The sequence below is a fragment of the Enterobacter sp. 186315 genome, assembly GCF_053290175.1.
Genome location: NZ_JBPTTK010000007.1, coordinates 189,696 through 210,695, shown reverse-complemented (window position 1 = coordinate 210,695; position 21,000 = coordinate 189,696). Strand labels below are relative to the sequence as shown.

Sequence of the window (21,000 nt, the reverse complement as noted above, 5' to 3'; positions counted from 1 at the left end):
GTGTGAGCTTCTTCACGTAGTCCCCTTCTTCTCGCTGCCAGAATAGCCACCTTGCTTAACACAGGGGGTGTCTGTGAGTTGCTGCAATCCTTTGAAGGATGGTGAATATGATCACCATTCGTGACGTCGCCCGCCTGGCGGGCGTTTCCGTTGCTACCGTTTCCCGCGTGCTGAACAACAGCGCGCTGGTCAGCCCTGATACCCGCGAAGCCGTGACCAAAGCGGTAACGCAGCTGGGATATCGGCCTAACGCCAATGCCCAGGCGCTCGCCACGCAGGTGAGCGACACCATTGGCGTGGTGGTGATGGACGTATCCGACGCCTTTTTTGGCGCGCTGGTGAAGGCGGTCGACGTGGTCGCCCAGCAGCACCAGAAATATGTCCTGATCGGCAACAGCTATCATGAGGCTGAAAAAGAGCGTCATGCCATTGAGGTGCTGATCCGCCAGCGCTGTAACGCCCTGATTGTTCACTCAAAAGCCCTGAGCGATGAGGAGCTGGCGGGCTTTATGGAGCAGATCCCTGGCATGGTGTTGATCAACCGTATTGTGCCCGGCTACGCCCACCGCTGCGTCGGGCTTGATAACGTCAGCGGGGCGATGATGGCCACGCGGATGCTGATTAACAATGGGCATCAGCGCATCGGCTATCTGGCCTCCAGCCACCATATTGAAGACGATGATATGCGTCGGGAAGGCTGGCAGCGGGCGCTGAAGGAGCACGGCATCGTGCCGCTTGATAGCTGGATAGGTACCGGCTCGCCGGATATGCAGGGCGGGGAAGCTGCGATGGTCGAACTGCTCGGGCGTAATCTGCAACTTTCCGCGGTCTTTGCCTACAACGACAGCATGGCGGCCGGGGCGCTTACCGCCCTGAAAGATAACGGCATTGCGGTGCCGCAGCATTTATCGCTGATCGGTTTTGATGATATCCCCATTGCCCGTTACACCGACCCGCAGCTGACGACCGTGCGTTACCCGATTGCCTCGATGGCAAAACTGGCGACTGAGCTGGCGTTACAGGGTGCGGCAGGGGTGTTGGATCCGGGCGCAACACACTGTTTCATGCCGACTTTAGTGCGTCGCCATTCCGTATCTATTCGGCAAACTGTGGTTCCGATCACTAACTGATTACATCAGGTGATGTAACCGTTTTCAATCTGTGAGTAAATTCACAGTATCTTAACAAGACGCTTACTATGATGTCAGCGTTTTAGGGGCTGAAACGCTATGTAACGGTGATTAATCAGTTTCACCATAGTCAACGTGCCCCAAACAACCAATAAAACGCATTTCTGGAGCGTTACCGAACACGGAAGATAGAAATTTTATAAGTGAACTTCGGCTGTCAGTAACGTTTTATTAACACCTGCCCGCCGTCCGTTATTCACAAGAACTACCCTGCATAAAAAAAACCGGAGATACCATGAACAAGAAGGTGTTGACCCTGTCCGCTGTTATGGCAAGTATGCTTTTTGGTGCAGCAGCGCACGCTGCGGATACCCGTATTGGCGTAACGATTTATAAATACGACGACAACTTTATGTCCGTTGTGCGTAAAGCTATCGAGAAAGACGGCAAATCAGCGCCAGACGTTCAGCTGCTGATGAATGACTCCCAAAACGACCAGTCCAAACAGAACGACCAGATCGACGTTCTGCTGGCAAAAGGCGTGAAAGCGCTGGCTATCAACCTGGTTGACCCGGCAGCAGCAGGCACCGTGATTGAGAAAGCGCGCGGCCAGAACGTGCCAATCGTCTTCTTCAACAAAGAACCTTCCCGTAAAGCGCTGGATAGCTACGACAAAGCGTACTACGTGGGTACTGACTCTAAAGAGTCCGGTATTATCCAGGGCGACCTGATCGCGAAACACTGGGCGGCAAACCCTAACTGGGATCTGAACAAAGACGGCCAGATCCAGTTCGTTCTGCTGAAAGGCGAACCGGGCCACCCGGATGCTGAAGCGCGTACCACTTACGTGATCAAAGAGCTGAACGACAAAGGTCTGAAAACCCAGCAGCTGGCGTTAGATACCGCGATGTGGGATACCGCTCAGGCAAAAGACAAGATGGACGCGTGGCTGTCCGGCCCGAACGCTAACAAAATCGAAGTGGTTATCGCCAACAACGATGCGATGGCAATGGGTGCGGTAGAAGCGCTGAAAGCACACAACAAATCCTCTATCCCAGTATTCGGCGTGGATGCACTGCCAGAAGCGCTGGCGCTGGTTAAATCTGGCGCAATGGCCGGTACCGTGCTGAACGATGCCAACAACCAGGCGAAAGCCACCTTCGACCTGGCGAAAAACCTGGCCGACGGTAAAGGTGCGGCTGACGGCACTAACTGGAAAATTGAAAACAAGATCGTTCGCGTACCTTACGTGGGCGTAGACCAGTCCAACCTGGCTGAGTTTATCGGTAAATAAGTTATTGGTAATGTCATCACTGGGCGCAATCCGTTGCGCCCTTTTATAACGCGATATGCGAGGCCAACAAGGTATAATTATGGTCAGCACAACTACTCAGTCGTCCGGTGAATACTTGTTGGAAATGAGCGGTATCAACAAGTCATTTCCCGGTGTTAAGGCACTCGATAACGTTAATTTAAAAGTTCGTCCTCACTCTATTCACGCATTAATGGGGGAGAACGGTGCGGGTAAATCAACGTTATTAAAATGCCTTTTTGGGATCTATCAAAAAGATTCTGGCAGCATTCTTTTTCAGGGGAAAGAGATCGATTTCCATTCAGCGAAAGAAGCGCTGGAAAACGGTATCTCCATGGTTCACCAGGAACTTAACCTGGTACTGCAACGTTCGGTAATGGATAATATGTGGTTGGGTCGCTACCCAACGAAAGGTGTGTTTGTCGATCAGGATAAAATGTATCGCGACACCAAAGCCATTTTCGACGAGCTGGATATTGATATCGATCCGCGCGCCCGCGTCGGGACATTATCCGTTTCCCAGATGCAGATGATCGAAATTGCAAAAGCGTTCTCCTATGATGCCAAAATCGTCATCATGGACGAGCCAACATCGTCATTAACGGAAAAAGAGGTTAACCACCTTTTTACCATCATCCGTAAATTAAAAGATCGCGGCTGCGGTATTGTTTATATCTCGCATAAAATGGAAGAGATCTTCCAGCTGTGCGATGAAATCACCATTCTGCGTGACGGTCAGTGGATTGCCACTCAGCCTCTTGAAGGGCTGGACATGGACAAGATCATCGCCATGATGGTGGGTCGTTCCCTGAACCAGCGCTTCCCGGACAAAGAAAACAAGCCGGGCGAAGTGATTCTGGAAGTGCGCAATCTTACCTCTCTGCGTCAGCCCTCTATTCGCGATATCTCCTTCGACCTGCACAAAGGCGAGATCCTGGGAATTGCCGGACTGGTCGGCGCAAAACGTACCGATATCGTGGAAACTCTGTTCGGGATCCGTGAAAAATCGGGCGGCACAATTACGCTGCACGGTAAGAAAATTAATAACCACAACGCCAACGAAGCCATCAATAATGGTTTTGCGCTGGTGACCGAAGAGCGCCGCTCGACCGGTATTTATGCCTATCTCGATATTAACTTTAACTCGTTAATCTCGAATATTCGCAATTACAAAAGCAAAATTGGCCTGCTGGATAATTCCCGCATGAAGAGCGATACCCAGTGGGTTATTGACTCTATGCGCGTAAAAACGCCGGGCCATCGCACGCAAATCGGTTCCCTTTCGGGGGGTAACCAGCAAAAGGTGATTATCGGCCGCTGGTTATTAACCCAGCCGGAAATTCTGATGCTGGATGAACCCACCCGTGGTATCGACGTGGGGGCAAAATTCGAGATTTACCAGCTGATCGCCGAGCTGGCGAAAAAGAATAAAGGGATCATTATTATTTCTTCCGAAATGCCGGAATTGTTAGGGATCACAGATCGTATTCTGGTAATGAGCAATGGTCTCGTCGCCGGTATTGTTGACACTAAAACAACAACGCAAAACGAAATTCTCCGTCTTGCGTCTTTGCACCTTTAAGATCAGGGGCTCCTTATGAGTGCGTTAAATAAAAAAAGTTTTCTCACTTATCTGAAAGAAGGCGGTATTTACGTTGTTCTTTTAGTATTACTGGCGATTATTATTTTCCAGGATCCTACGTTCTTAAGTCTGCTGAACTTGAGTAACATTCTGACCCAGTCTTCGGTGCGTATTATTATCGCACTGGGCGTGGCGGGGCTTATCGTAACGCAGGGTACTGATCTGTCCGCAGGGCGTCAGGTGGGGCTGGCGGCGGTTATTGCCGCAACCATGCTGCAATCGATGGAGAACGCCAACAAGGTGTTCCCGGAAATGGCGACCATGCCGATTTTCGTGGTGATCCTGATTGTCTGCGCCATTGGCGCGGTGATTGGTCTGATTAACGGTATCATCATTGCGTATCTGAACGTGACGCCGTTTATCACCACCCTGGGCACGATGATCATCGTTTACGGTATCAACTCCCTGTATTACGACTTCGTGGGCGCATCGCCAATCTCCGGCTTTGACAGCGGGTTCTCGACCTTCACGCAAGGGTTTATCGCGATGGGCAGCTTCCGCCTGTCGTACATCACCTTCTACGCGCTGATTGCGGTGGCCTTCGTCTGGGTGCTGTGGAACAAAACCCGCTTCGGTAAAAATATCTTCGCTATCGGCGGCAACCCGGAAGCGGCGAAAGTCTCCGGCGTTAACGTTGCTCTGAACCTGCTGATGATTTATGCGCTGTCCGGCGTGTTCTACGCCTTCGGCGGGATGCTGGAAGCGGGCCGTATCGGCTCTGCCACCAACAACCTCGGCTTTATGTACGAGCTGGATGCAATTGCCGCCTGCGTGGTGGGCGGGGTCTCCTTCAGCGGCGGGGTGGGGACGGTGCTTGGCGTGGTAACCGGTGTAATCATCTTCACCGTTATCAACTACGGCCTGACCTATATCGGCGTGAACCCGTACTGGCAGTACATTATCAAGGGCGCGATAATTATCTTCGCGGTTGCGCTGGATTCACTGAAATACGCGCGTAAGAAGTAAGCGTTGTGATGTGAAAAGCCCGCTCGTGTAGCGGGCTTTTTTTATGATAAGAGCGAAACGAGCAACGTTTTTGACACCGGGACCAGCCCGGTGACGAGGCCGAATGGCTTGAAGATTTTGTTAATGACCTCTGCGGAATAATTGCCTCTGTCGTTTTCCACATCCGACAGCGTTTTTCGTGACACATTGACCAGCCTGGCGTATTCATCCTGTTTAAGCCCGAGGACTTCAACCCTCAGCCGTTTCAGGGCCGCTCCCTGGGTGATGTTGCCCAGCAAAATGTCCCGAATCGCTGCATGTAACACGGACTGTCGCTCCAGGGTTCCGACCCGCTGTATACCCGGCGAAACGCGCTGTCTTATAACGGGTATCGCCTCGGCACTATCCGTTGAGCTATTTTTCTGATTTTTCTCTGTTTTTCGAACGCGAGCTAATGTCTGTTCGAGGGCAGACTCTTTCTTATCAGGCGTTTTCATAGCAATCCCCAGCGAGCCAGCTTATCCGAAACATATCGAAAACCGATGGCGGGCATTTCCAGTATTTGTTCGGGTACGCCGCGAGCATGTAACCTTTCGGGCAGGTCTATAAGCTGAACGGCCGTTTCATGCAATGCTTCCATTAAAGTGGATGCGGGAACCCATTCCGTCAGCGACTGGGCAATGTTATTAAAATGATATTCGCCTCCCGATTCACAGGATAATGACCACTTAAGCGTGCGTGGTATTCCCTCTGGATCTGCTTTCATCGGGGCAAAATCATACACGGGCGAGAGCATGATCTGATTCTCGGCTTTTATAAACGCGGTGTTTCGACCATGGTTATCGCTGTTTCCAAAAATGATATTCAACAGGTCGCGGCGTACCCATTCAATGACAAAATCCTGAGTATCAAAATGATAACCCTGTTGTTGAACCATATTGCTGCCCGTGATTTTTTCGATCAACGTTCGCAGCGTGGTTTCCTGGTCAAGGATAGTGCCCGGTGCTTTTTGTAACAGCGAATACACCGACTCCATACCCAGTCTGATCAACTGGCCCTGCTCATTTCTTGTGATGTCGAAGCGCGGCAGCCACAGGGAAGGGTAATGTGAACCTTCCTCAAGACGCATCGTCTGCGTAGGAATGGTAGAAAATCCCATCGTGGCGAGTTCATGGTAATAGTAAAATTCAGCCCGGAGGATATTGCAGTCAACTTCCGTTCTGCCGCCGCGTGGATACTTGACCAGATAATAGCGATCTTCTCTGGACGGTTCGTTTTGCCAGGTATCTATCCAGATGGCGTCTTCTTCACTACAACGCAGTAAAAGCTTAGGAGCTTCACCGCCCGCACCGGTAGCGCCACCCGCTGCGGCACCTCGCTCCTGTGCGTAATCCAGAAAATCGGCGGCACGATTAATAACATCATTAACGGTGAATGTTTTAGCGCTCGCCGATTCGCTCCACTCAGGTACGGATTCTTTTATACGTAAATTCCCGACCGGAGACATCGTCCCGTATTTCAGTAGCCTGTAATTTTGCTGCGCCGCGGGCAAATCGCTGATATCGAGCGCATTTACCCAGTATCGGCGGCTCGCTCCGCTTGGAATAATGTCATCAATGAATCTTAACCAGCCGGGGTGTCCACCATCATCAAAGAAAAGTGATACCGGATGATTGAGAGAAACCGCGTGATTATCATCGCGATCGAGAAAATCGAGGGCGTAGTCGGTGAGATAATTGACCTGCGTGGTGTTCCAGTCACCCTTGTCAGCGCCTGGGTAGTTGATAAGCGCAATATCTCTCCATGTTTCATTCAACCACGCCTGTATCGTCAGAGATTCCACGTCGCCTCTCCCTAATAGAGTAATGGGTGAAATAATACTCATTAAAGCGCGTTAAGGCAAATTAGGTTACTTATATCACTCATTGTTGAGTAATTATGTAGTTAATGCGTTTTATATTACGCATTAATTTGAGGGGGCTTCCCGGTGGCGCTGCGCTTAACGGGCCTACATATCCGGTACGTAGGCCGGGTAAGGCGAAGCCGCCACCCGGCTTGAGTTCGTCGCGAAGTCAGAATTTGCCCGGTGGCGCTGCGCTTACCGGGCCTACATTTCTGGTACGTAGGCCGGGTAAGGCGAAGCCGCCACCCGGCGATGAACATCTACTTCTTCTTCTGAATATCCAGCAGCTGCTCTGGCGTGACCGCCGGATACCCCTGCGCATCTTCAGGCACTTCATGCATCGTCGGGATTGGCACCAGCGGGCCTAAAAAACGCGGCTCACGTTTGAAGAGGTACAGGTCGGCCAGCGCACCGAAGCGCGCGCCAAACTCACGCACGCGCACGCTCAGCATATCTTTCGGTGATGGCACCGCGTAGCACTGCGCCTGAATGCCCATGTGCAGGGCGATAAACAGCGCGCGCTCGCAGTGGAAGCGCTGGGTAATGATGATGAAATCGTTGGTATCGAACACCTTACGGGTACGCACGATGGAGTCCAGGGTGCGGAAACCCGCGTAGTCGAGCACGATATCCGCCGGATCCACGCCCGCCGCAATCAGATCCTTACGCATCGTCACCGGTTCGTTATAGCTTTGCAGCGCGTTATCGCCGCTCAGCAGCAGGTAATTAACCTTGCCGCTGTTATAGGCGTTCAGCGCGCCCTGAATACGGTAACGGTAATACTGATTGATCACGCCGGTGCGATAATACTTGGCGGTGCCGAGCACCACGCCAACCTGGCGATAGGGGAGGTCTTGCAGATCGTCGAAGATATAGGGGGCTGTTTTCCAGCTCATCCAGCGGTCAAGGCCAAGCACGATCAACAGCAGTATGCCGACCAGGACAGACAGGCTGTAAAAAACGCGCTTTAACATACGGATGGCTCGTTCCGGAGATGAGAATTAACTCAGGCTACTTTACCCGTCAGGTAAGAGCAAGAAACAGCGAATCAAGTGAGGTGTTTTTCATCAATGCGCGGGCATTTCTGCCCGCACAAAGTGGCGTTATGCAAGCAGCACGCGGTCTATGGTGGTGCAGCCCAGCGCCTTAAGGGTTGCGGCGGTGGCGTCCCACTGAATCAGTGGCGCATCGGCTTTCTCTGCCAGAATGGCGCGCTGGATATCAGGATAATCGTAACCGTTAAGACTCAGCAGGTTCAGCGCGCCCTGTAGCGGAGGCAGGGTTGGGTTGAACGCCGCGTTCTCGGCGTAGCTGCCGCTGAAGATGCGACCGTCGCGGCACTGGAGCGCCACGCCGCTCGGGGATTTGCTGTACGGGGTATGGCTCTTATTCGCGGCAGCGATCGCCGCTTCGCTCAGCGCATCGCCGGAGAGCGTAAAGCCGTGGTCCTGTTCGTCCATCAGCAGCGTTTTGATCTCCAGATCTTTCGGCCCGAAAGCGTCCGGCAGGTAATCGCCCAGGGTATGCGGCGCGCGGCCCGGCAGGTTAATGCGCAGCTGCAATCCGCTGTTGAGTTCATTCATAAACTGACGGCAGTGGCCGCAAGGGGTGTAGTTCACGGTGATGGCGCGAAGCGCTGTTTCACCGCGCAGCCAGGCGTGGCTGATGGCGCTCTGTTCGGCGTGAACGGTTTGCTGCATGGTGGCACCGAGGAACTCCATGTTTCCGCCGAAGTACCAGGTGCCGCTAACGCCGCGCGCAATGGCGCCAACGTTGAAGTGGGAGAGATCGGCGCGGGCGCAGGCGGCAGCCAGCGGCAGCAGCGCGAAGGCCAGCGCGTCTTCGTCAAGTCCCGTCGCCGTTTTGAGCGTCGTGACCTGCTCAGCCGTCAGCAGGGCGGGGAAGTGTGCATCCGCCAGAATCGGGGTCAGGGCTGACTGCAAATTCTCGGCAAGCTCTGCAAAAGCAGCGTGAAAACGTGGGTGCATGGCGAAGCCTCATAAAGGTTAATGGATCGGTAGTGTACGGAGCCGATGGGGCTTTATATGTGATCCATTTCTCATTATTTATGCAACTTATGAAAGCAAAATGAAATTTGCGCGACGCATCGCAAATTTTAGCCCACCACCGCCAGAATAATCGGGAACAGAAACGGGGCGATTAACGAGGTCATGATCCCGCAAATCACCAGGGCCAGCGAGCTAAAGGCCCCTTCCTGATAATCCATCTCGGCGCAGCGCGCGGTGCCCAGGGCGTGAGAGGCCGTCCCCATCGCCAGGCCGCGCGCCGCTTTGGTATGAATACGCATGGCGTTCAGCAGGGTGTGCCCGAACACCGCACCCAGAATACCGACAAAAATCACGCACACGGCGCTGATCGCCGGGATGCCACCGATGCTGCCACCCACCGCCATCGCAATTGGCGTGGTGACCGATTTCGGCAGAATAGAGGCCGCAATCTGTGGCGAAGCGCCCATCAGTAAGGCCACGGTGGTGCCGGTCACCATCGCCACCAGGCTGCCGATAAAACAGATGGTGATGATGGACTTCCAGCGGGCGCGGATCTGGTGCAGCTGCTCATATAAAGGAAACGCCAGCGCGACGACAGCCGGTTGCAGCAGGTCGTTTAACACTTTGCTGCCGGCAAAATAACGCTCGTAGGGGATACCCGTCAGCAGCAGGAAAGGAATAATCACCACCATCGCGACCAGCAGCGGGTTCAGCAGGGGCATTTTGAAACGAACGGCCAGCCTGCGCGCGGCGAAGAAGACCACCAGGGTTAACGGCAAAGACCACCAGATATTAGCCATCATTGTTTTGTTCCTTTCTGCCCGACCACTTTACGTTCGCCGTGTACCAGGTGCGAACTCCAGCTCACCACCAGGAAAACCACCAGCGTACTCACCGCGCAGGAGACCACGATCGGGCCGAACTGGGCTTTAAGAAGCTCGTAATACTGCATCACACCCACGCCGATAGGGACGAACAGCAGCGCCATATAGCGGATCAGCACAAAGCAGCCGGGGTTAACCCATTTGGCCGGCAGAACCTGTAGCGCCAGCAGCACGAACAGGATCAGCATGCCGATAATGCTGCCGGGAATGGTGATAGGAAGCAGGGAGGCGATGAAAATCCCGGCGTAAAGACAGGCGTAAATCAGGACGAATGCGCGCAGGTACTGCCAGATAGTATTGAGTGTTTTTCTCATGGTGAAAGTCCTTGAAGAAACGCATTCATCATACAATTAAACCCGAAAATGTGCCACGGATCACATCATGAATTTTGAGCATACCAGACATTCCAGAATGGAACGTTGGGCATTTCCACAAATGGACAGCCCCGCGTTTCAGTGCCAGTATGTGATTTACAGCTGAATCAAGCAATTAAGCCTGGCAACGCAGGAGATGCGCCATGTCATCCATCATTATCAAAACCGCCGACGAGCTGGCAAAACAGCGTCATGCGGGTGAACTGTTAGCCTCTGTTTTTACAATGTTAGACGGATTTATAAAGCCCGGCGTCACGACCATGGCGATTAACAACCGCGTTGAAGAGTTCATCGTTAACGAACTGCACGCCCGTCCGGCCAGCAAAGGGCAGTACGACTTTCCCTACGTTCTGAACACCTCTGTTAACGACGTGGTGTGCCACGGGATGCCGAAAGAGTCCGAACACCTGAAAACGGGCATGATTGTGAACGTGGACATCACCCTCGAAAAAGAGGGCCTGATAGCCGATTCCAGCAAAATGTATCTGATTGGCGAGGTATCGCCCCTCGCGCGTCGTCTGGTGAAAAAGACCTACGAGGCGATGTGGGAAGGTATTAAGGCGGTCAAACCCGGCGCCACGCTTGGGGATATCGGCCACGCGATTCAGTCTTACGTTGAGGGCAACGGCTACAGCGTAGTGCGCGAATACTGCGGGCACGGCGTGGGCCGGGAGATGCACGAAGATCCGCAGGTGCTGCATTACGGCAAACCGGGAGAAGGCGCGGTGCTGAAAGAGGGAATGGTGTTTACCATCGAGCCGATGGTGAATCAGGGCGACAGCCGCATCAAAACCAAAAAAGACGGCTGGACGGTGGTGACGCGTGACAAAAAACTCTCGGCGCAGTGGGAACATACCGTCGCCGTGACCGCAGACGGTTTTGAGGTGCTGACGCTGCGCCCGGAAGAGTCCATTCCCGATTAACGGCCGGGCTTTCCACATACCTGGAGAGCGGCTACTATAGCGCGTCTTTTTTCACAGGTACTCAGAATGCGTGTTTTACTGGCCCCAATGGAAGGCGTGCTCGATTCGCTCGTGCGCGAGCTGCTGACCGAGGTGAACGATTACGATCTCTGCGTGACGGAGTTTTTGCGCGTGGTCGATATGCTGTTGCCGGTAAAATCCTTCTACCGGCTCTGCCCGGAGCTGCATCGTCAGAGCCGCACCACCTCCGGCACGCTGGTGCGCATCCAGCTGTTAGGCCAGTATCCTGAATGGCTGGCGGAAAACGCCGCCCGCGCCGTGGAGCTTGGCTCTTACGGTGTCGATCTCAACTGCGGCTGTCCGTCGAAAATGGTCAACGGCAGCGGCGGCGGAGCGACCCTTCTCAAAGATCCCGAGCTTATCTATCGCGGCGCAAAAGCCATGCGCGAGGCGGTGCCGTCGCATCTGCCGGTCACGGTTAAGGTGCGTCTGGGCTGGGACAGCGGCGATAAACAGTTTGAAATCGCCGACGCCGTTCAGCAGGCCGGGGCTACCGAGCTGGTGGTTCACGGGCGAACCAAAGAAGACGGCTACAAAGCCGAGCGCATCAACTGGCAGGCGATCGGCGAGATCCGCAAAAGGCTGCGTATCCCGGTGATCGCCAACGGTGAAATCTGGGATTACGACAGCGCGCAGGCCTGCATGAAAGAAACGGGCTGCGACGCGGTGATGATCGGACGCGGCGCGCTCAACGTGCCGAACCTGAGCCGGGTGGTGAAATACAACGAGCCGCGCATGCCCTGGCCCGATGTGGTCACGCTGCTGCAAAAATACAGCCGCCTGGAAAAGCAGGGCGATACCGGGCTGTATCACGTGGCGCGCATCAAGCAGTGGCTGAGCTATTTGCGCAAAGAGTATGACGAGGCGCTGGGGCTGTTCCAGGAAATCCGCGTGTTGCAGACGTCGGCGGAGATTGCTTACGCGATTAATAAAATCCAGTAAGGTATAAGTCACTAAGCGTACGTTTTACCGTATTGCTGTCAGTTCAACGTATGCTCAGTGACTAACACGGAAGCAGCGCGATACCCTGTCAGCTTATCTCGCTGAACCATCCTCAGTTTTGTAGACAACGGTTCACCGGTCGCCGCCCGTGGATAATAAGGAAAATGGATATAGTGAAATAATCAAGGAGCGGTTATGTACTATAGAAATGAAATTATAAGTTACTTACAGGCAAACAAAATTCTTGCGTTAAAACTCGACCATGTATTAACAGGTGTGGGGGAAGCTGTATCAAATGTGATTGAAACGATCGGCGCAGGTGCAACACGTGCGCTGTATTATACATCCTGCTTTACTGAAGAATATCAAGACGTTTGCCAAAAGCAAAAATCCGAAGACATCCGATTTACTAAAGGTCTTTATCATATTATAAGCAATACAGATATTGTTTATGAAATGCTCAAAATATACTTTGAAGGAATATTTCGACATAAAACGTCTGACCAGCTAGAGCACATCAAAAAACTGTTAATGGCCGTAAATATTCATATCGCAGCGAGCTCACTCACTAACATGGGATTTGCTTTTGCAACAGCATCCTTTGTCGCAGCTGGCATGAATTTAAACCTTGAACTCAGTGCCCTGACAGGGCGAAGAGCTGGCGGGGTTGTTGGCGTAATGGGCGTATATGGCGTTGTACAGAAAGCGGCAGATAGTGCGCGTCGTCTTAATTTAATTTATCCAGAGTATTACTCAGCGCTGCATACTCAAGAGTTGGAAATGATGTACTTCCTGATTGAGCCACTGTTTGAACGAGCTGAGGCGTATAAAGCTCAATGGGTATCGGATGATGAGATCGCCGACATCATTTCAAGGATGATTCGATAATCATGATGAATTTTATTAAAAGATTTTTTAGACGAATATTTAGGTCGTTAATATTGATGTACGGCCCTGCTTTATTGACGCTTTTATTTGCGGTAGTCTTTTTTCAGGTCTTTCCTGACGGGCCGGTATGGCCTGTTCCCATTTTTTGCATTTTCGTGATCGTCGTTTTTTATCGGTATGTGAAATAGTAACTTCGAAATTTATCTTATAAGGAAATACGATGTCTACACCAGCACACTTATGGCTTGAAGATGAAAATGGTTCGCCGATTGTGGGTAATTGCCTTATGCCATTTCGCCTGGGTTCAATCGAGTTAAAATCATTCTCACACGGCGTCACTATTCCGGTAGACCCACACTGGGGAAAATTGACAGGAACGCGTGTCCACCGACCTGTCACCATAGTGAAGGAGTTCGATCAAACAACACCACTTTTGTACAGAGCGGTTTGTGAAGGCAAAACGATGCAGAAGGCCACAATCAAGATGTACCGTATTCTGGAGTCAGGTATTGAGTCCGAATATTTCAATATCATCCTTGAGAACGTCAAGTTCACAACGGTTGCGCCATTCCTGTCTCCTAACGGTACGAGTAGTACTCACCTGGAAACGCTCGAATTACGTTATGAGGCGATCACCTGGAAGTATACAGAGGGTAATATTATCTATCGTGATTCCTGGAACGATCGCTGTTGTGGCTGATTAAAATTAAGGTTATCCCCAGCTTACACCAGAATGAAAACTAATAAAATTCAGTCAGCTAGATCGCTCTGCTTTCAGATTGTTTCTGTCGCATAGTGTCGACGGCGGGGAAAACGAGTAAGTTATCCCGAGTGCCCCGCTGACCAAAAAATCGGCCGGAATCCCACCGTTGCAAGCGTTACTCTGGCTGTTGCTCGCTTATTACAACGAACCTTAATCACCTGAATGAGCGCATGAAAATAATAAACGTTACTCCGCTCACACTTTTTTAAAATTTAAAACAATCGCTGTTATCAACAGGGCGTGACGGTGGTAAGGTGCCACTGTTTCAACACAGGATTGTTACTGCTGCGGCAGGCAAAACCTGATTTTCTGGCATAAGCCGGAGGTCAGGTTTTTTTGTTTCTGGGGTTCCGATGAAAATCGCCAAAATTCTAAATAATAATGTGGTGGTTGTTCAGGATGAATGCGGGCGCGAACAGGTCGTGATGGGGCGAGGTCTGGCCTTCCAGAAGCGCGTCGGTGAGGATCTGGATACTGCACTGATTGAAAAAGTGTTTGCGCTGCAAAGCGATGAGCTGGTGCGTCGGCTGGGGGAGCTGTTAAACCAAATCCCGCTGGAGGTGATGACCACCTGCGATCGCATCATCGACCTGGCGGCGCAGCGGTTAGGAAAATTGCAGGACAGTTTGTATATCACGCTGACGGACCACTGCAACTTTGCGATTGAACGGCAGAAGAAAGGGCTGGCAATCAAGAACGTGCTGCTCTGGGAGATTAAACGACTGTACCCGAAGGAGTTCAGCCTGGGGCAGGAGGCGCGGGCCATTATCGCCAGACGCCTCAACGTTGAGCTTGCCGAGGACGAAGCCGGGTTTATCGCGCTGCATCTGGTCACGGCGCAGCTCAACAGCGAAATGCCGGAAGTGATGCACGTGACCCGGGTGATGCAGGAGATCCTGCAACTGGTGAAGTATCAGCTGAAGCTTGAGTACGACGAAGAGTCGCTGAGCTACCAGCGTTTTGTCACCCATCTGAAGTTCTTTGCCCAGCGGATGCTGACCCGTACCGTGGTAGAGGACGACGATGTATCGCTGCATACGGCGGTGAAAGACAACTACGCGAAAGCGTGGAAATGCGCCGAGACCATCGGGCAGCATTTGCAGAAAAGCTATCAGCGCGAGCTGACGACGGAAGAAATTATGTTTCTCGCCATTCACATTGAACGGGTGAGAAAAGAGGGGCGTTAAGCCCGAAAACTGGATTGTTACTGCATAACGCAGGCAAAACCTGAGCGCGGCCTTCGCAAGAAGGACGTTCTCGGGTTTTTTTTATTTTTAAACTCAGTCAACAGGTGCCTGCGGGCATCGGATGTAAGGAAATCGAGATGCAATACCAGGATTTGGCGAAGGATATTCTCGGCCACGTTGGCGGAAAAGAGAACATCGTAAGTCTCGTTCACTGCGCCACCCGGCTTCGCTTTAAGCTGAAGGACAATCAGAAAGCGGACGCGGAGGGGCTTAAGCAAAACCCCGGCGTAATCATGGTGGTGGAAAGCGGCGGCCAGTTCCAGGTGGTAATTGGCAACCACGTTCACGACGTCTGGGAGGCGGTGCGCAAGGAGGGCGGCCTGACGGACGACGCGCCGCCCGCCGGTGATGACAAAGGCGCAAAAAGCAGCCTGCTCGGCACCCTGATCGATATCATCTCAGGGATATTCACCCCGTTTATCGGCATCCTTGCCGCCTCCGGTATTCTCAAGGGCCTGCTGGCGCTTGCCGTGGTCTGCGGCTGGCTTGTTCCCGAAAGCGGCACCTACAAAATCTGGTATGCCGCCAGCGACGCGCTGTTCTTCTTCTTCCCGCTGGTGCTGGGCTATACCGCCGGGAAAAAGTTTGGCGGAAATCCGTTTATCACCATGGTGATTGGCGGCGCGCTGACCCACCCGATGATGATCGCGGCGTTTAACGCCAGCCAGCAGCCCGGCGCGGTGCCGGATGATTTTATGGGCATTCCGGTGACCTGGTTTAACTACAGTTCGTCGGTTATCCCGATCATTCTGGCCTCCTGGGTCAGCTGCTGGCTGGAAAAAAAGAGCATGGCGGTGCTGCCATCGTCGATGAAAAATTTCTTCGCCCCGCTGATCTGCGTAGGGCTGACCGTGCCGCTGACCTTCCTGGTGATTGGCCCGGTGGCGACCTGGCTTAGCCAGATGCTGGCAAACAGCTACCAGTGGATTTACGCGCTGGCGCCGTGGCTGGCGGGTATGGCGATGGGCGCGGTGTGGCAGGTCTGCGTGATCTTCGGCCTGCACTGGGGGCTGGTGCCGCTGATGATCAACAACCTGGCGGTGCTGGGCCACGACTCCATGATGCCTATGCTGCTGCCTGCGGTGTTCGGCCAGGTCGGGGCGGCGCTGGGGGTATTCCTGCGCACCCGCGATGCGCGTCTGAAAATGCTCTCCGGCTCGTCCGTGACCGCAGGGATATTCGGCGTCACCGAGCCGGCGGTCTACGGCGTTAACCTGCCGCTGCGCCGTCCGTTTATCTTCGGCTGCGTGGCCGGGGCGATTGGCGGCGGGATCGTTGGCTTCAGCGATACCCACGTCTACTCCTTTGGCTTCGGCAACATCTTTACCTTTGCCCAGATGATCCCGCCGGGCGGCGTGGATGCGACCCTGTGGGGCGGCATTCTCGGCACGGTGGTGGCGCTGATCCTGAGCTGCGCGCTGACCCTGATTGCGGGTATGCCAAAGAGCACCACCCCAGCCGCCGCCGTGCCGGTGACGGTGGGTGAAAACGATGTCCTGTCACCGATGACCGGCACCGTGCTGGCGCTGGATGAGGTGCCGGATGCCACCTTTGCGAGCGGCCTGCTCGGTCAGGGGGCGGCGATCATTCCGTCCGATAACAAAGTCGTTGCGCCGTTTGCGGGCGAGGTGGCCTCGCTGTTCCAGACTAAACACGCCATCGGCCTGCTCAGCGATAGCGGCATTGAAGTGCTGATCCACGTTGGTATCGACACCGTGAAGCTCGACGGTAAGCCGTTTACCGCCCATGTGAAGGTGGGCGACAGAGTGCAGCCGGGCGACCTGCTGCTGGAATTTGACCGTCAGGCGATTATCGATGCCGGATACGACCTGGCGACCCCGATTATTATCAGTAACAGCGATGAGTATCGCGAGGTAACGACCGTGGCGGGAACCTCCGCCCAGGCCGGAACGCCGTTGCTCAGCGTAAGCCATCAATAACAGGAGAACGTGATGAAGACTTTCCCGGATGATTTTTTATGGGGCGGCGCGGTTGCTGCCAATCAGGTAGAAGGCGCATACCTGGAAGATGGCAAAGGGCTGTCCACATCGGACGTCCAGCCGCAGGGGGTCTTTGGCCCGGTGGTGGAGCGCGCGGTGGGGGACAGCGGCATCAAGGACGTTGCCATTGACTTCTACCATCGCTACCCGGAAGACATTCAGCTGTTCGCCGAAATGGGCTTTAGCTGCCTGCGCGTCTCCATTGCCTGGACGCGTATTTTCCCGAACGGCGACGAGCAGCAGCCAAACGAGGCGGGGCTGGCGTTTTACGATAAGCTGTTCGACGAGCTGGCCGCCCACAACATCACCCCGCTGGTCACCCTGTCCCACTACGAGATGCCGTGGGGGCTGGTGAAACAGTACGGCGGCTGGGGCAACCGTCAGGTGATTTGCTTCTTCGATCGCTACGCCCGCACCGTGTTTGCCCGTTACAAAGAAAAAGTAAAGCTGTGGCTCACCTTCAACGAGATCAACATGTCTTTGCACGCCCCGCTGACCGGCGTCGGTCTGCCGGAAACCAGCAGTAAAGGCGAGGTGTATCAGGCGATCCACCATCAGCTGGTGGCGAGCGCGCTGGCGGTGAAGGCCTGCCACGAGATTATCCCGGACAGCAAAATCGGCAACATGCTGCTCGGCGGGCTGGTCTATCCGCTGACCTGTAAGCCGGACGATGTGCTGGAGGCGTTGCAGGAGAACCGCGCCTGGCAGTTCTTTGGCGACGTCCAGTGCCGTGGCGCGTATCCGGGCTATATGCTGCGCTTCTTCCGCGATAACGGCATTGCGCTGGAGATCACCGACGCCGACCGCGAGGCGCTGAAATCCACCGTCGATTTCATTTCGTTTAGCTATTACATGACCGGGTGCGTCACCACCGATGAAGAGCTGAACCAGCAGGCGCGCGGCAATATCCTGAGCATGGTGCCTAACCCGCACCTGGCAAGCTCCGAGTGGGGCTGGCAGATTGACCCGGTTGGCTTGCGCACGCTGCTGAACGTGCTGTGGGATCGCTATCAGAAGCCGCTGTTCATTGTGGAAAACGGCCTGGGGGCGAAGGATAAACCGGACGCCAGCGGCGTGGTGCAGGACGATTACCGCATCAGCTATCTGAACGATCATCTGGTGCAGGTGCGCGAGGCCATCGAAGACGGCGTTGAGGTGATGGGCTACACCAGCTGGGGGCCGATCGATCTGGTCAGCGCCTCAAAAGCGGAGCTGTCCAAGCGCTACGGCTTTATCTACGTCGACCGTGACGACAGCGGCAACGGCACGCTGGCGCGCAGCCGCAAGAAGAGTTTCCACTGGTATAAAGAGGTGATTGCCACGAAAGGGGCATCGCTGAAGGCGTAACGGAAGTAACTTTGCCCGGTGCTGAGCCGGGCAAAGCGATCAGAAAATCATTTTAAAGACGCCGGTAACCACTAATAACCCTATTAAAAAGATAATTAATACTGCCCACAGTAATATTTTCATTCCCTTCTCCTGCTCTTGTTGGTTCAAAAATAAGTGTAGCAGCGAATTTATGATTCATTTGAATGCGTTGAGTTTAATTATTTACAGGGTGAATAATTTTCTGACTGTATAAATGTATGACAAATTACGGATTGCCACGCGTTACTAAAAAAAAGCGTATCAGCCAGCGTAATTTGCGCCTTTATTTTTCAGATGAATGGCGTAATGAAACCTTCTCGTATTTTATCTCTGAGTGCTCCACTGATTTTAATTCTGACGGCCTGTGCGCCTCAGCATTCCACCGTAACAGCAGAAAAAACGCAGCCGATTAATACGTCGGTGAGCACGCAGCTCAGCCATACCGACTGGCCGAAAAACGACTGGTGGACGGATTACAACGATCCCCAGCTCACGGCGCTTATTACCAAAGCCCTGAGCGACGCGCCTGATATGCACATTGCCCGCCAGCGCATTACGCTTGCGGAAGCGCAGGCCAAAGCGACAATGGCGGCCGACGGCCCGCAAATTGATTTGTCCGGCGACGTCGAGCGGCAAAGAATGTCGGCAGAAGGGCTGATGGGGCCGTTTGCCATTACCGATCCGGCGGCGGGAACGACCGGGCCGTGGTACACCAACGGCACCTTCGGGCTGACGGCGGGCTGGGATCTGGATCTGTGGGGCAAAAACCGCGATTTAGTGCAGGCGCGAATTGGCAAGGTGAACGCGCAGAAGGCCGAGCTGGAGCAGACCCGACAGCTGCTCGCCACCAGCGTGGCGCGGCTGTACTGGGAGTGGCAGACCGAGGCCGCGATCGATTCCGTCCTCGCCACCATCAGCCAGGATCAGCACGCCATTATCGATGCGGATAAAGAGCTGTATCAGCACGGCATTACGTCGTCCGTGGAAGGGGTCGAGACCGATATCAACGCGGGCAAGACCGACGAGCGCATTGCCGAAGTACACGGCAAGATGAAGGCGATCGAGGCGCGTTTGCAGGCGCTGACCAACTCCTCTTCGATCAAACTGAACCCTCGTGACTTACCGGACGTTGAGGCCTCGCTGCCGTCGACGCTCGGCTACGCGCTGCTGGCGCGTCGTCCTGATTTGCAGGAAGCGCACTGGTATATCGAAGCGTCCATGAGCAACGTCGATGCCGCCAAAGCCGCGTTTTATCCCGATTTCAACCTGATGGCCTTTTTGCAGCAGGACGCGCTGCACCTGAGCGATCTGTTCCGCCACTCTGCCCAGCAGATGGGCGTCACCGCCGGGTTTACGCTGCCTATTTTTGACAGCGGTCGTCTGAACGCCGAGCTGGATATCGCGAAGGCGCAGAACAACCTCACGGTCGCGGATTACAACAAGGCGGTGGTGGATGCGGTAAACCAGGTGGCGCGCACCGCGAGCGAAGTGGACACGCTGGCGACCAAAGCGCAGCAGCAGCAGCGCGTCGAGCGCGACGCCGCGCGGGTTGTTACGCTAGCCGAAGCGCGGTTTAACGCCGGGCTGATTGCCGGCTCGCGCGTGAACGAAGCAAAAATCCCGGCATTGCAGGAGCACATCACCGCGCTGACCCTGAAAGGGCAGTACGTTGACGCCACGCTCCAGCTCACTTCAGCGCTCGGCGGCGGCTATCATCAGGGCTAAAAAACGGGATTAACTATACTTACCTCTTTTGATACTTCTGGAGGTAAATATGACGCGAGTGGCCATTGTGACCGCATCGGATTCGGGTATTGGTAAAACCACGGCGCTGATGCTGGCGGAGCGCGGGTTTGATATCGGCGTGACCTGGCATTCCGACGAGGAAGGGGCGCTGGAAACCTGCCGCGAGGTTGAAGCGCGCGGGCAGCGGGCGGAAGCTATCCAGCTGGATTTGGGCGTCCTGCCGGAAGGGGCAAAAGCGATTGAAACCTTAATAGCCCGCTTTGGTCGCCTCGACGCGCTGGTGAACAACGCCGGGGCGATGACCAAAGCGCCGTTCCTCGACATGGCGTTCGACAAGTGGCGGAGCATTTTCACCGTCGACGTTGACGGCGCGTTTCTCTGCTCGCAGATAGCCGCGCGCCAGATGGTGAAGCAGGGGGAAGGCGGGCGGATTGTGAACATCACCTCGGTGCATGAACACACGCCGCTGCCGGACGCCAGCGCCTATACCGCGGCAAAACACGCCCTGGGCGGGTTAACCAAATCGATGGCGATGGAGCTGGTGCATCACAAAATCCTCGTTAACGCCGTCGCGCCCGGTGCGATTGCCACGCCGATGAACGATATGGATGACGCCGAGGTCAAAGAGGGTTCCATGCCGGAGATCCCGCTGGGGCGGCCGGGGCATACCAAAGAGATCGCCAGCCTGGTGGCCTGGCTCTGTGACGATGACGCCAGCTACACGACGGGGCAGTCGTTTATCGTGGACGGCGGGTTTATGCTGGCGAATCCGCAGTTTAAGCCGAAGGAGTAATTCCCCTCACCCTAACCCTCTCCCCAAAGGGGCGAGGGGACTTAAACTCCCTCTCCCTGTGGGAGAGGGCC

General features: G+C 54.3%; 21 protein-coding genes. 14 read left to right on the top strand and 7 right to left on the bottom strand.

What is annotated here, in order from left to right:
• Nucleotides 1–107: 107 nt before the first annotated feature.
• The 4 genes from galS (at nucleotide 108) to mglC (ending at nucleotide 5,050) form a co-directional block, all read left to right on the top strand.
• Nucleotides 108–1,130 (top strand): HTH-type transcriptional regulator GalS, encoded by a 1,023-nt coding sequence (galS, locus tag ACSVHP_RS10765; RefSeq protein ID WP_234671830.1) that lies wholly within the window; start codon nucleotides 108–110, stop codon nucleotides 1,128–1,130.
• Between the two features lie 295 nt (nucleotides 1,131–1,425).
• Complete coding sequence (gene mglB, locus ACSVHP_RS10760; protein ID WP_234671841.1) at nucleotides 1,426–2,424, top strand: galactose/glucose ABC transporter substrate-binding protein MglB; 999 nt, start codon at nucleotides 1,426–1,428, stop codon at nucleotides 2,422–2,424.
• Nucleotides 2,425–2,503: 79 nt separating this feature from the next.
• Nucleotides 2,504–4,024 carry a galactose/methyl galactoside ABC transporter ATP-binding protein MglA gene (mglA, locus tag ACSVHP_RS10755; RefSeq protein ID WP_234671843.1) on the top strand — a complete coding sequence of 507 codons (1,521 nt, stop codon included), beginning with the start codon at nucleotides 2,504–2,506 and terminating at the stop codon, nucleotides 4,022–4,024.
• A 15-nt stretch (nucleotides 4,025–4,039) separates the two neighbouring features.
• The gene (gene mglC, locus ACSVHP_RS10750) at nucleotides 4,040–5,050 is read left to right on the top strand and encodes a galactose/methyl galactoside ABC transporter permease MglC (RefSeq protein WP_119937015.1); all 1,011 of its coding nucleotides are present in this window, start codon (nucleotides 4,040–4,042) and stop codon (nucleotides 5,048–5,050) included.
• A 41-nt stretch (nucleotides 5,051–5,091) separates the two neighbouring features.
• Here mglC and ACSVHP_RS10745 read toward each other — a convergent pair whose 3' ends face one another.
• The 6 genes from ACSVHP_RS10745 to ACSVHP_RS10720 form a co-directional block, all read right to left on the bottom strand.
• Nucleotides 5,092–5,526, bottom strand: coding sequence for a helix-turn-helix transcriptional regulator (locus ACSVHP_RS10745; RefSeq protein ID WP_417314524.1), 435 nt, complete (start codon nucleotides 5,524–5,526; stop codon nucleotides 5,092–5,094).
• Complete coding sequence (locus ACSVHP_RS10740) at nucleotides 5,523–6,872, bottom strand: type II toxin-antitoxin system HipA family toxin (protein ID WP_447551894.1); 1,350 nt, start codon at nucleotides 6,870–6,872, stop codon at nucleotides 5,523–5,525. The genes ACSVHP_RS10745 and ACSVHP_RS10740 overlap by 4 nt, the downstream gene beginning before the upstream one ends.
• A gap of 320 nt (nucleotides 6,873–7,192) precedes the next feature.
• Complete coding sequence (gene sanA / locus ACSVHP_RS10735; RefSeq protein WP_234671856.1) at nucleotides 7,193–7,906, bottom strand: outer membrane permeability protein SanA; 714 nt, start codon at nucleotides 7,904–7,906, stop codon at nucleotides 7,193–7,195.
• A 129-nt stretch (nucleotides 7,907–8,035) separates the two neighbouring features.
• Nucleotides 8,036–8,920 (bottom strand): cytidine deaminase, encoded by an 885-nt coding sequence (cdd, locus tag ACSVHP_RS10730; protein ID WP_447551893.1) that lies wholly within the window; start codon nucleotides 8,918–8,920, stop codon nucleotides 8,036–8,038.
• A gap of 128 nt (nucleotides 8,921–9,048) precedes the next feature.
• Nucleotides 9,049–9,744: a CidB/LrgB family autolysis modulator gene (locus tag ACSVHP_RS10725; protein WP_234671870.1), complete on the bottom strand. Its 696-nt coding sequence runs from the start codon at nucleotides 9,742–9,744 to the stop codon at nucleotides 9,049–9,051.
• Nucleotides 9,741–10,139 (bottom strand): CidA/LrgA family protein, encoded by a 399-nt coding sequence (locus ACSVHP_RS10720; RefSeq protein WP_234671873.1) that lies wholly within the window; start codon nucleotides 10,137–10,139, stop codon nucleotides 9,741–9,743. Before ACSVHP_RS10720 ends, ACSVHP_RS10725 begins: the two co-directional genes overlap by 4 nt.
• A gap of 203 nt (nucleotides 10,140–10,342) precedes the next feature.
• On the opposite strand from ACSVHP_RS10720, the gene map reads away from it, so the two are divergent.
• From map to ACSVHP_RS10680, 8 genes are all read left to right on the top strand, one after another.
• Nucleotides 10,343–11,122 (top strand): type I methionyl aminopeptidase, encoded by a 780-nt coding sequence (map, locus tag ACSVHP_RS10715; protein ID WP_447551892.1) that lies wholly within the window; start codon nucleotides 10,343–10,345, stop codon nucleotides 11,120–11,122.
• A gap of 66 nt (nucleotides 11,123–11,188) precedes the next feature.
• Nucleotides 11,189–12,124 carry a tRNA dihydrouridine(16) synthase DusC gene (dusC, locus tag ACSVHP_RS10710; RefSeq protein WP_234671878.1) on the top strand — a complete coding sequence of 312 codons (936 nt, stop codon included), beginning with the start codon at nucleotides 11,189–11,191 and terminating at the stop codon, nucleotides 12,122–12,124.
• 195 nt (nucleotides 12,125–12,319) lie between these two features.
• Complete coding sequence (locus tag ACSVHP_RS10705) at nucleotides 12,320–13,012, top strand: hypothetical protein (protein WP_447551891.1); 693 nt, start codon at nucleotides 12,320–12,322, stop codon at nucleotides 13,010–13,012.
• A 2-nt stretch (nucleotides 13,013–13,014) separates the two neighbouring features.
• Nucleotides 13,015–13,200, top strand: coding sequence for a hypothetical protein (locus ACSVHP_RS10700; RefSeq protein WP_447551890.1), 186 nt, complete (start codon nucleotides 13,015–13,017; stop codon nucleotides 13,198–13,200).
• A 32-nt stretch (nucleotides 13,201–13,232) separates the two neighbouring features.
• Nucleotides 13,233–13,712, top strand: coding sequence for a type VI secretion system tube protein TssD (locus tag ACSVHP_RS10695; RefSeq protein ID WP_234671883.1), 480 nt, complete (start codon nucleotides 13,233–13,235; stop codon nucleotides 13,710–13,712).
• A 416-nt stretch (nucleotides 13,713–14,128) separates the two neighbouring features.
• Nucleotides 14,129–14,962 carry a BglG family transcription antiterminator LicT gene (licT, locus tag ACSVHP_RS10690; RefSeq protein WP_234671886.1) on the top strand — a complete coding sequence of 278 codons (834 nt, stop codon included), beginning with the start codon at nucleotides 14,129–14,131 and terminating at the stop codon, nucleotides 14,960–14,962.
• Nucleotides 14,963–15,099: 137 nt separating this feature from the next.
• On the top strand, nucleotides 15,100–16,962 hold the full coding sequence (gene bglF, locus ACSVHP_RS10685) for a PTS beta-glucoside transporter subunit IIABC (protein WP_447551889.1): 1,863 nt from the start codon (nucleotides 15,100–15,102) through the stop codon (nucleotides 16,960–16,962).
• A gap of 12 nt (nucleotides 16,963–16,974) precedes the next feature.
• Nucleotides 16,975–18,369, top strand: coding sequence for a glycoside hydrolase family 1 protein (locus ACSVHP_RS10680; protein ID WP_447551888.1), 1,395 nt, complete (start codon nucleotides 16,975–16,977; stop codon nucleotides 18,367–18,369).
• Nucleotides 18,370–18,408: 39 nt separating this feature from the next.
• On the opposite strand, the gene yohP is transcribed toward ACSVHP_RS10680, so the two are convergent.
• Nucleotides 18,409–18,492 (bottom strand): small membrane protein YohP, encoded by an 84-nt coding sequence (gene yohP, locus ACSVHP_RS10675; protein ID WP_071785213.1) that lies wholly within the window; start codon nucleotides 18,490–18,492, stop codon nucleotides 18,409–18,411.
• A gap of 204 nt (nucleotides 18,493–18,696) precedes the next feature.
• On the opposite strand from yohP, the gene mdtQ reads away from it, so the two are divergent.
• Both mdtQ and ACSVHP_RS10665 read left to right on the top strand, forming a co-directional pair.
• Nucleotides 18,697–20,115, top strand: a complete 1,419-nt coding sequence (gene mdtQ, locus ACSVHP_RS10670) for a multidrug resistance outer membrane protein MdtQ (protein ID WP_447551887.1) — start codon at nucleotides 18,697–18,699, stop codon at nucleotides 20,113–20,115.
• A 49-nt stretch (nucleotides 20,116–20,164) separates the two neighbouring features.
• A complete protein-coding gene (locus ACSVHP_RS10665) occupies nucleotides 20,165–20,929 on the top strand; it encodes an SDR family oxidoreductase (protein ID WP_447551886.1) in 765 nt (254 codons plus the stop codon).
• Nucleotides 20,930–21,000 lie beyond the last annotated feature (71 nt).

What these genes read in the sequence shown, in the direction of transcription:
- mdtQ (WP_447551887.1), top strand. Translation starts at nt 18,697, where the DNA reads ATGAAACCTTCTCGTATTTTATCTCTGAGTGCTCCACTGATTTTAATT.
- mglA (WP_234671843.1), top strand. Translation starts at nt 2,504, where the DNA reads ATGGTCAGCACAACTACTCAGTCGTCCGGTGAATACTTGTTGGAAATG.
- ACSVHP_RS10705 (WP_447551891.1), top strand. Translation starts at nt 12,320, where the DNA reads ATGTACTATAGAAATGAAATTATAAGTTACTTACAGGCAAACAAAATT.
- licT (WP_234671886.1), top strand. Translation starts at nt 14,129, where the DNA reads ATGAAAATCGCCAAAATTCTAAATAATAATGTGGTGGTTGTTCAGGAT.
- yohP (WP_071785213.1), bottom strand. Translation starts at nt 18,492, where the DNA reads ATGAAAATATTACTGTGGGCAGTATTAATTATCTTTTTAATAGGGTTA.
- mglB (WP_234671841.1), top strand. Translation starts at nt 1,426, where the DNA reads ATGAACAAGAAGGTGTTGACCCTGTCCGCTGTTATGGCAAGTATGCTT.
- mglC (WP_119937015.1), top strand. Translation starts at nt 4,040, where the DNA reads ATGAGTGCGTTAAATAAAAAAAGTTTTCTCACTTATCTGAAAGAAGGC.
- ACSVHP_RS10665 (WP_447551886.1), top strand. Translation starts at nt 20,165, where the DNA reads ATGACGCGAGTGGCCATTGTGACCGCATCGGATTCGGGTATTGGTAAA.
- ACSVHP_RS10720 (WP_234671873.1), bottom strand. Translation starts at nt 10,139, where the DNA reads ATGAGAAAAACACTCAATACTATCTGGCAGTACCTGCGCGCATTCGTC.
- ACSVHP_RS10725 (WP_234671870.1), bottom strand. Translation starts at nt 9,744, where the DNA reads ATGATGGCTAATATCTGGTGGTCTTTGCCGTTAACCCTGGTGGTCTTC.
- ACSVHP_RS10745 (WP_417314524.1), bottom strand. Translation starts at nt 5,526, where the DNA reads ATGAAAACGCCTGATAAGAAAGAGTCTGCCCTCGAACAGACATTAGCT.
- ACSVHP_RS10695 (WP_234671883.1), top strand. Translation starts at nt 13,233, where the DNA reads ATGTCTACACCAGCACACTTATGGCTTGAAGATGAAAATGGTTCGCCG.
- ACSVHP_RS10700 (WP_447551890.1), top strand. Translation starts at nt 13,015, where the DNA reads ATGATGAATTTTATTAAAAGATTTTTTAGACGAATATTTAGGTCGTTA.
- sanA (WP_234671856.1), bottom strand. Translation starts at nt 7,906, where the DNA reads ATGTTAAAGCGCGTTTTTTACAGCCTGTCTGTCCTGGTCGGCATACTG.
- galS (WP_234671830.1), top strand. Translation starts at nt 108, where the DNA reads ATGATCACCATTCGTGACGTCGCCCGCCTGGCGGGCGTTTCCGTTGCT.
- ACSVHP_RS10680 (WP_447551888.1), top strand. Translation starts at nt 16,975, where the DNA reads ATGAAGACTTTCCCGGATGATTTTTTATGGGGCGGCGCGGTTGCTGCC.
- map (WP_447551892.1), top strand. Translation starts at nt 10,343, where the DNA reads ATGTCATCCATCATTATCAAAACCGCCGACGAGCTGGCAAAACAGCGT.
- cdd (WP_447551893.1), bottom strand. Translation starts at nt 8,920, where the DNA reads ATGCACCCACGTTTTCACGCTGCTTTTGCAGAGCTTGCCGAGAATTTG.
- bglF (WP_447551889.1), top strand. Translation starts at nt 15,100, where the DNA reads ATGCAATACCAGGATTTGGCGAAGGATATTCTCGGCCACGTTGGCGGA.
- dusC (WP_234671878.1), top strand. Translation starts at nt 11,189, where the DNA reads ATGCGTGTTTTACTGGCCCCAATGGAAGGCGTGCTCGATTCGCTCGTG.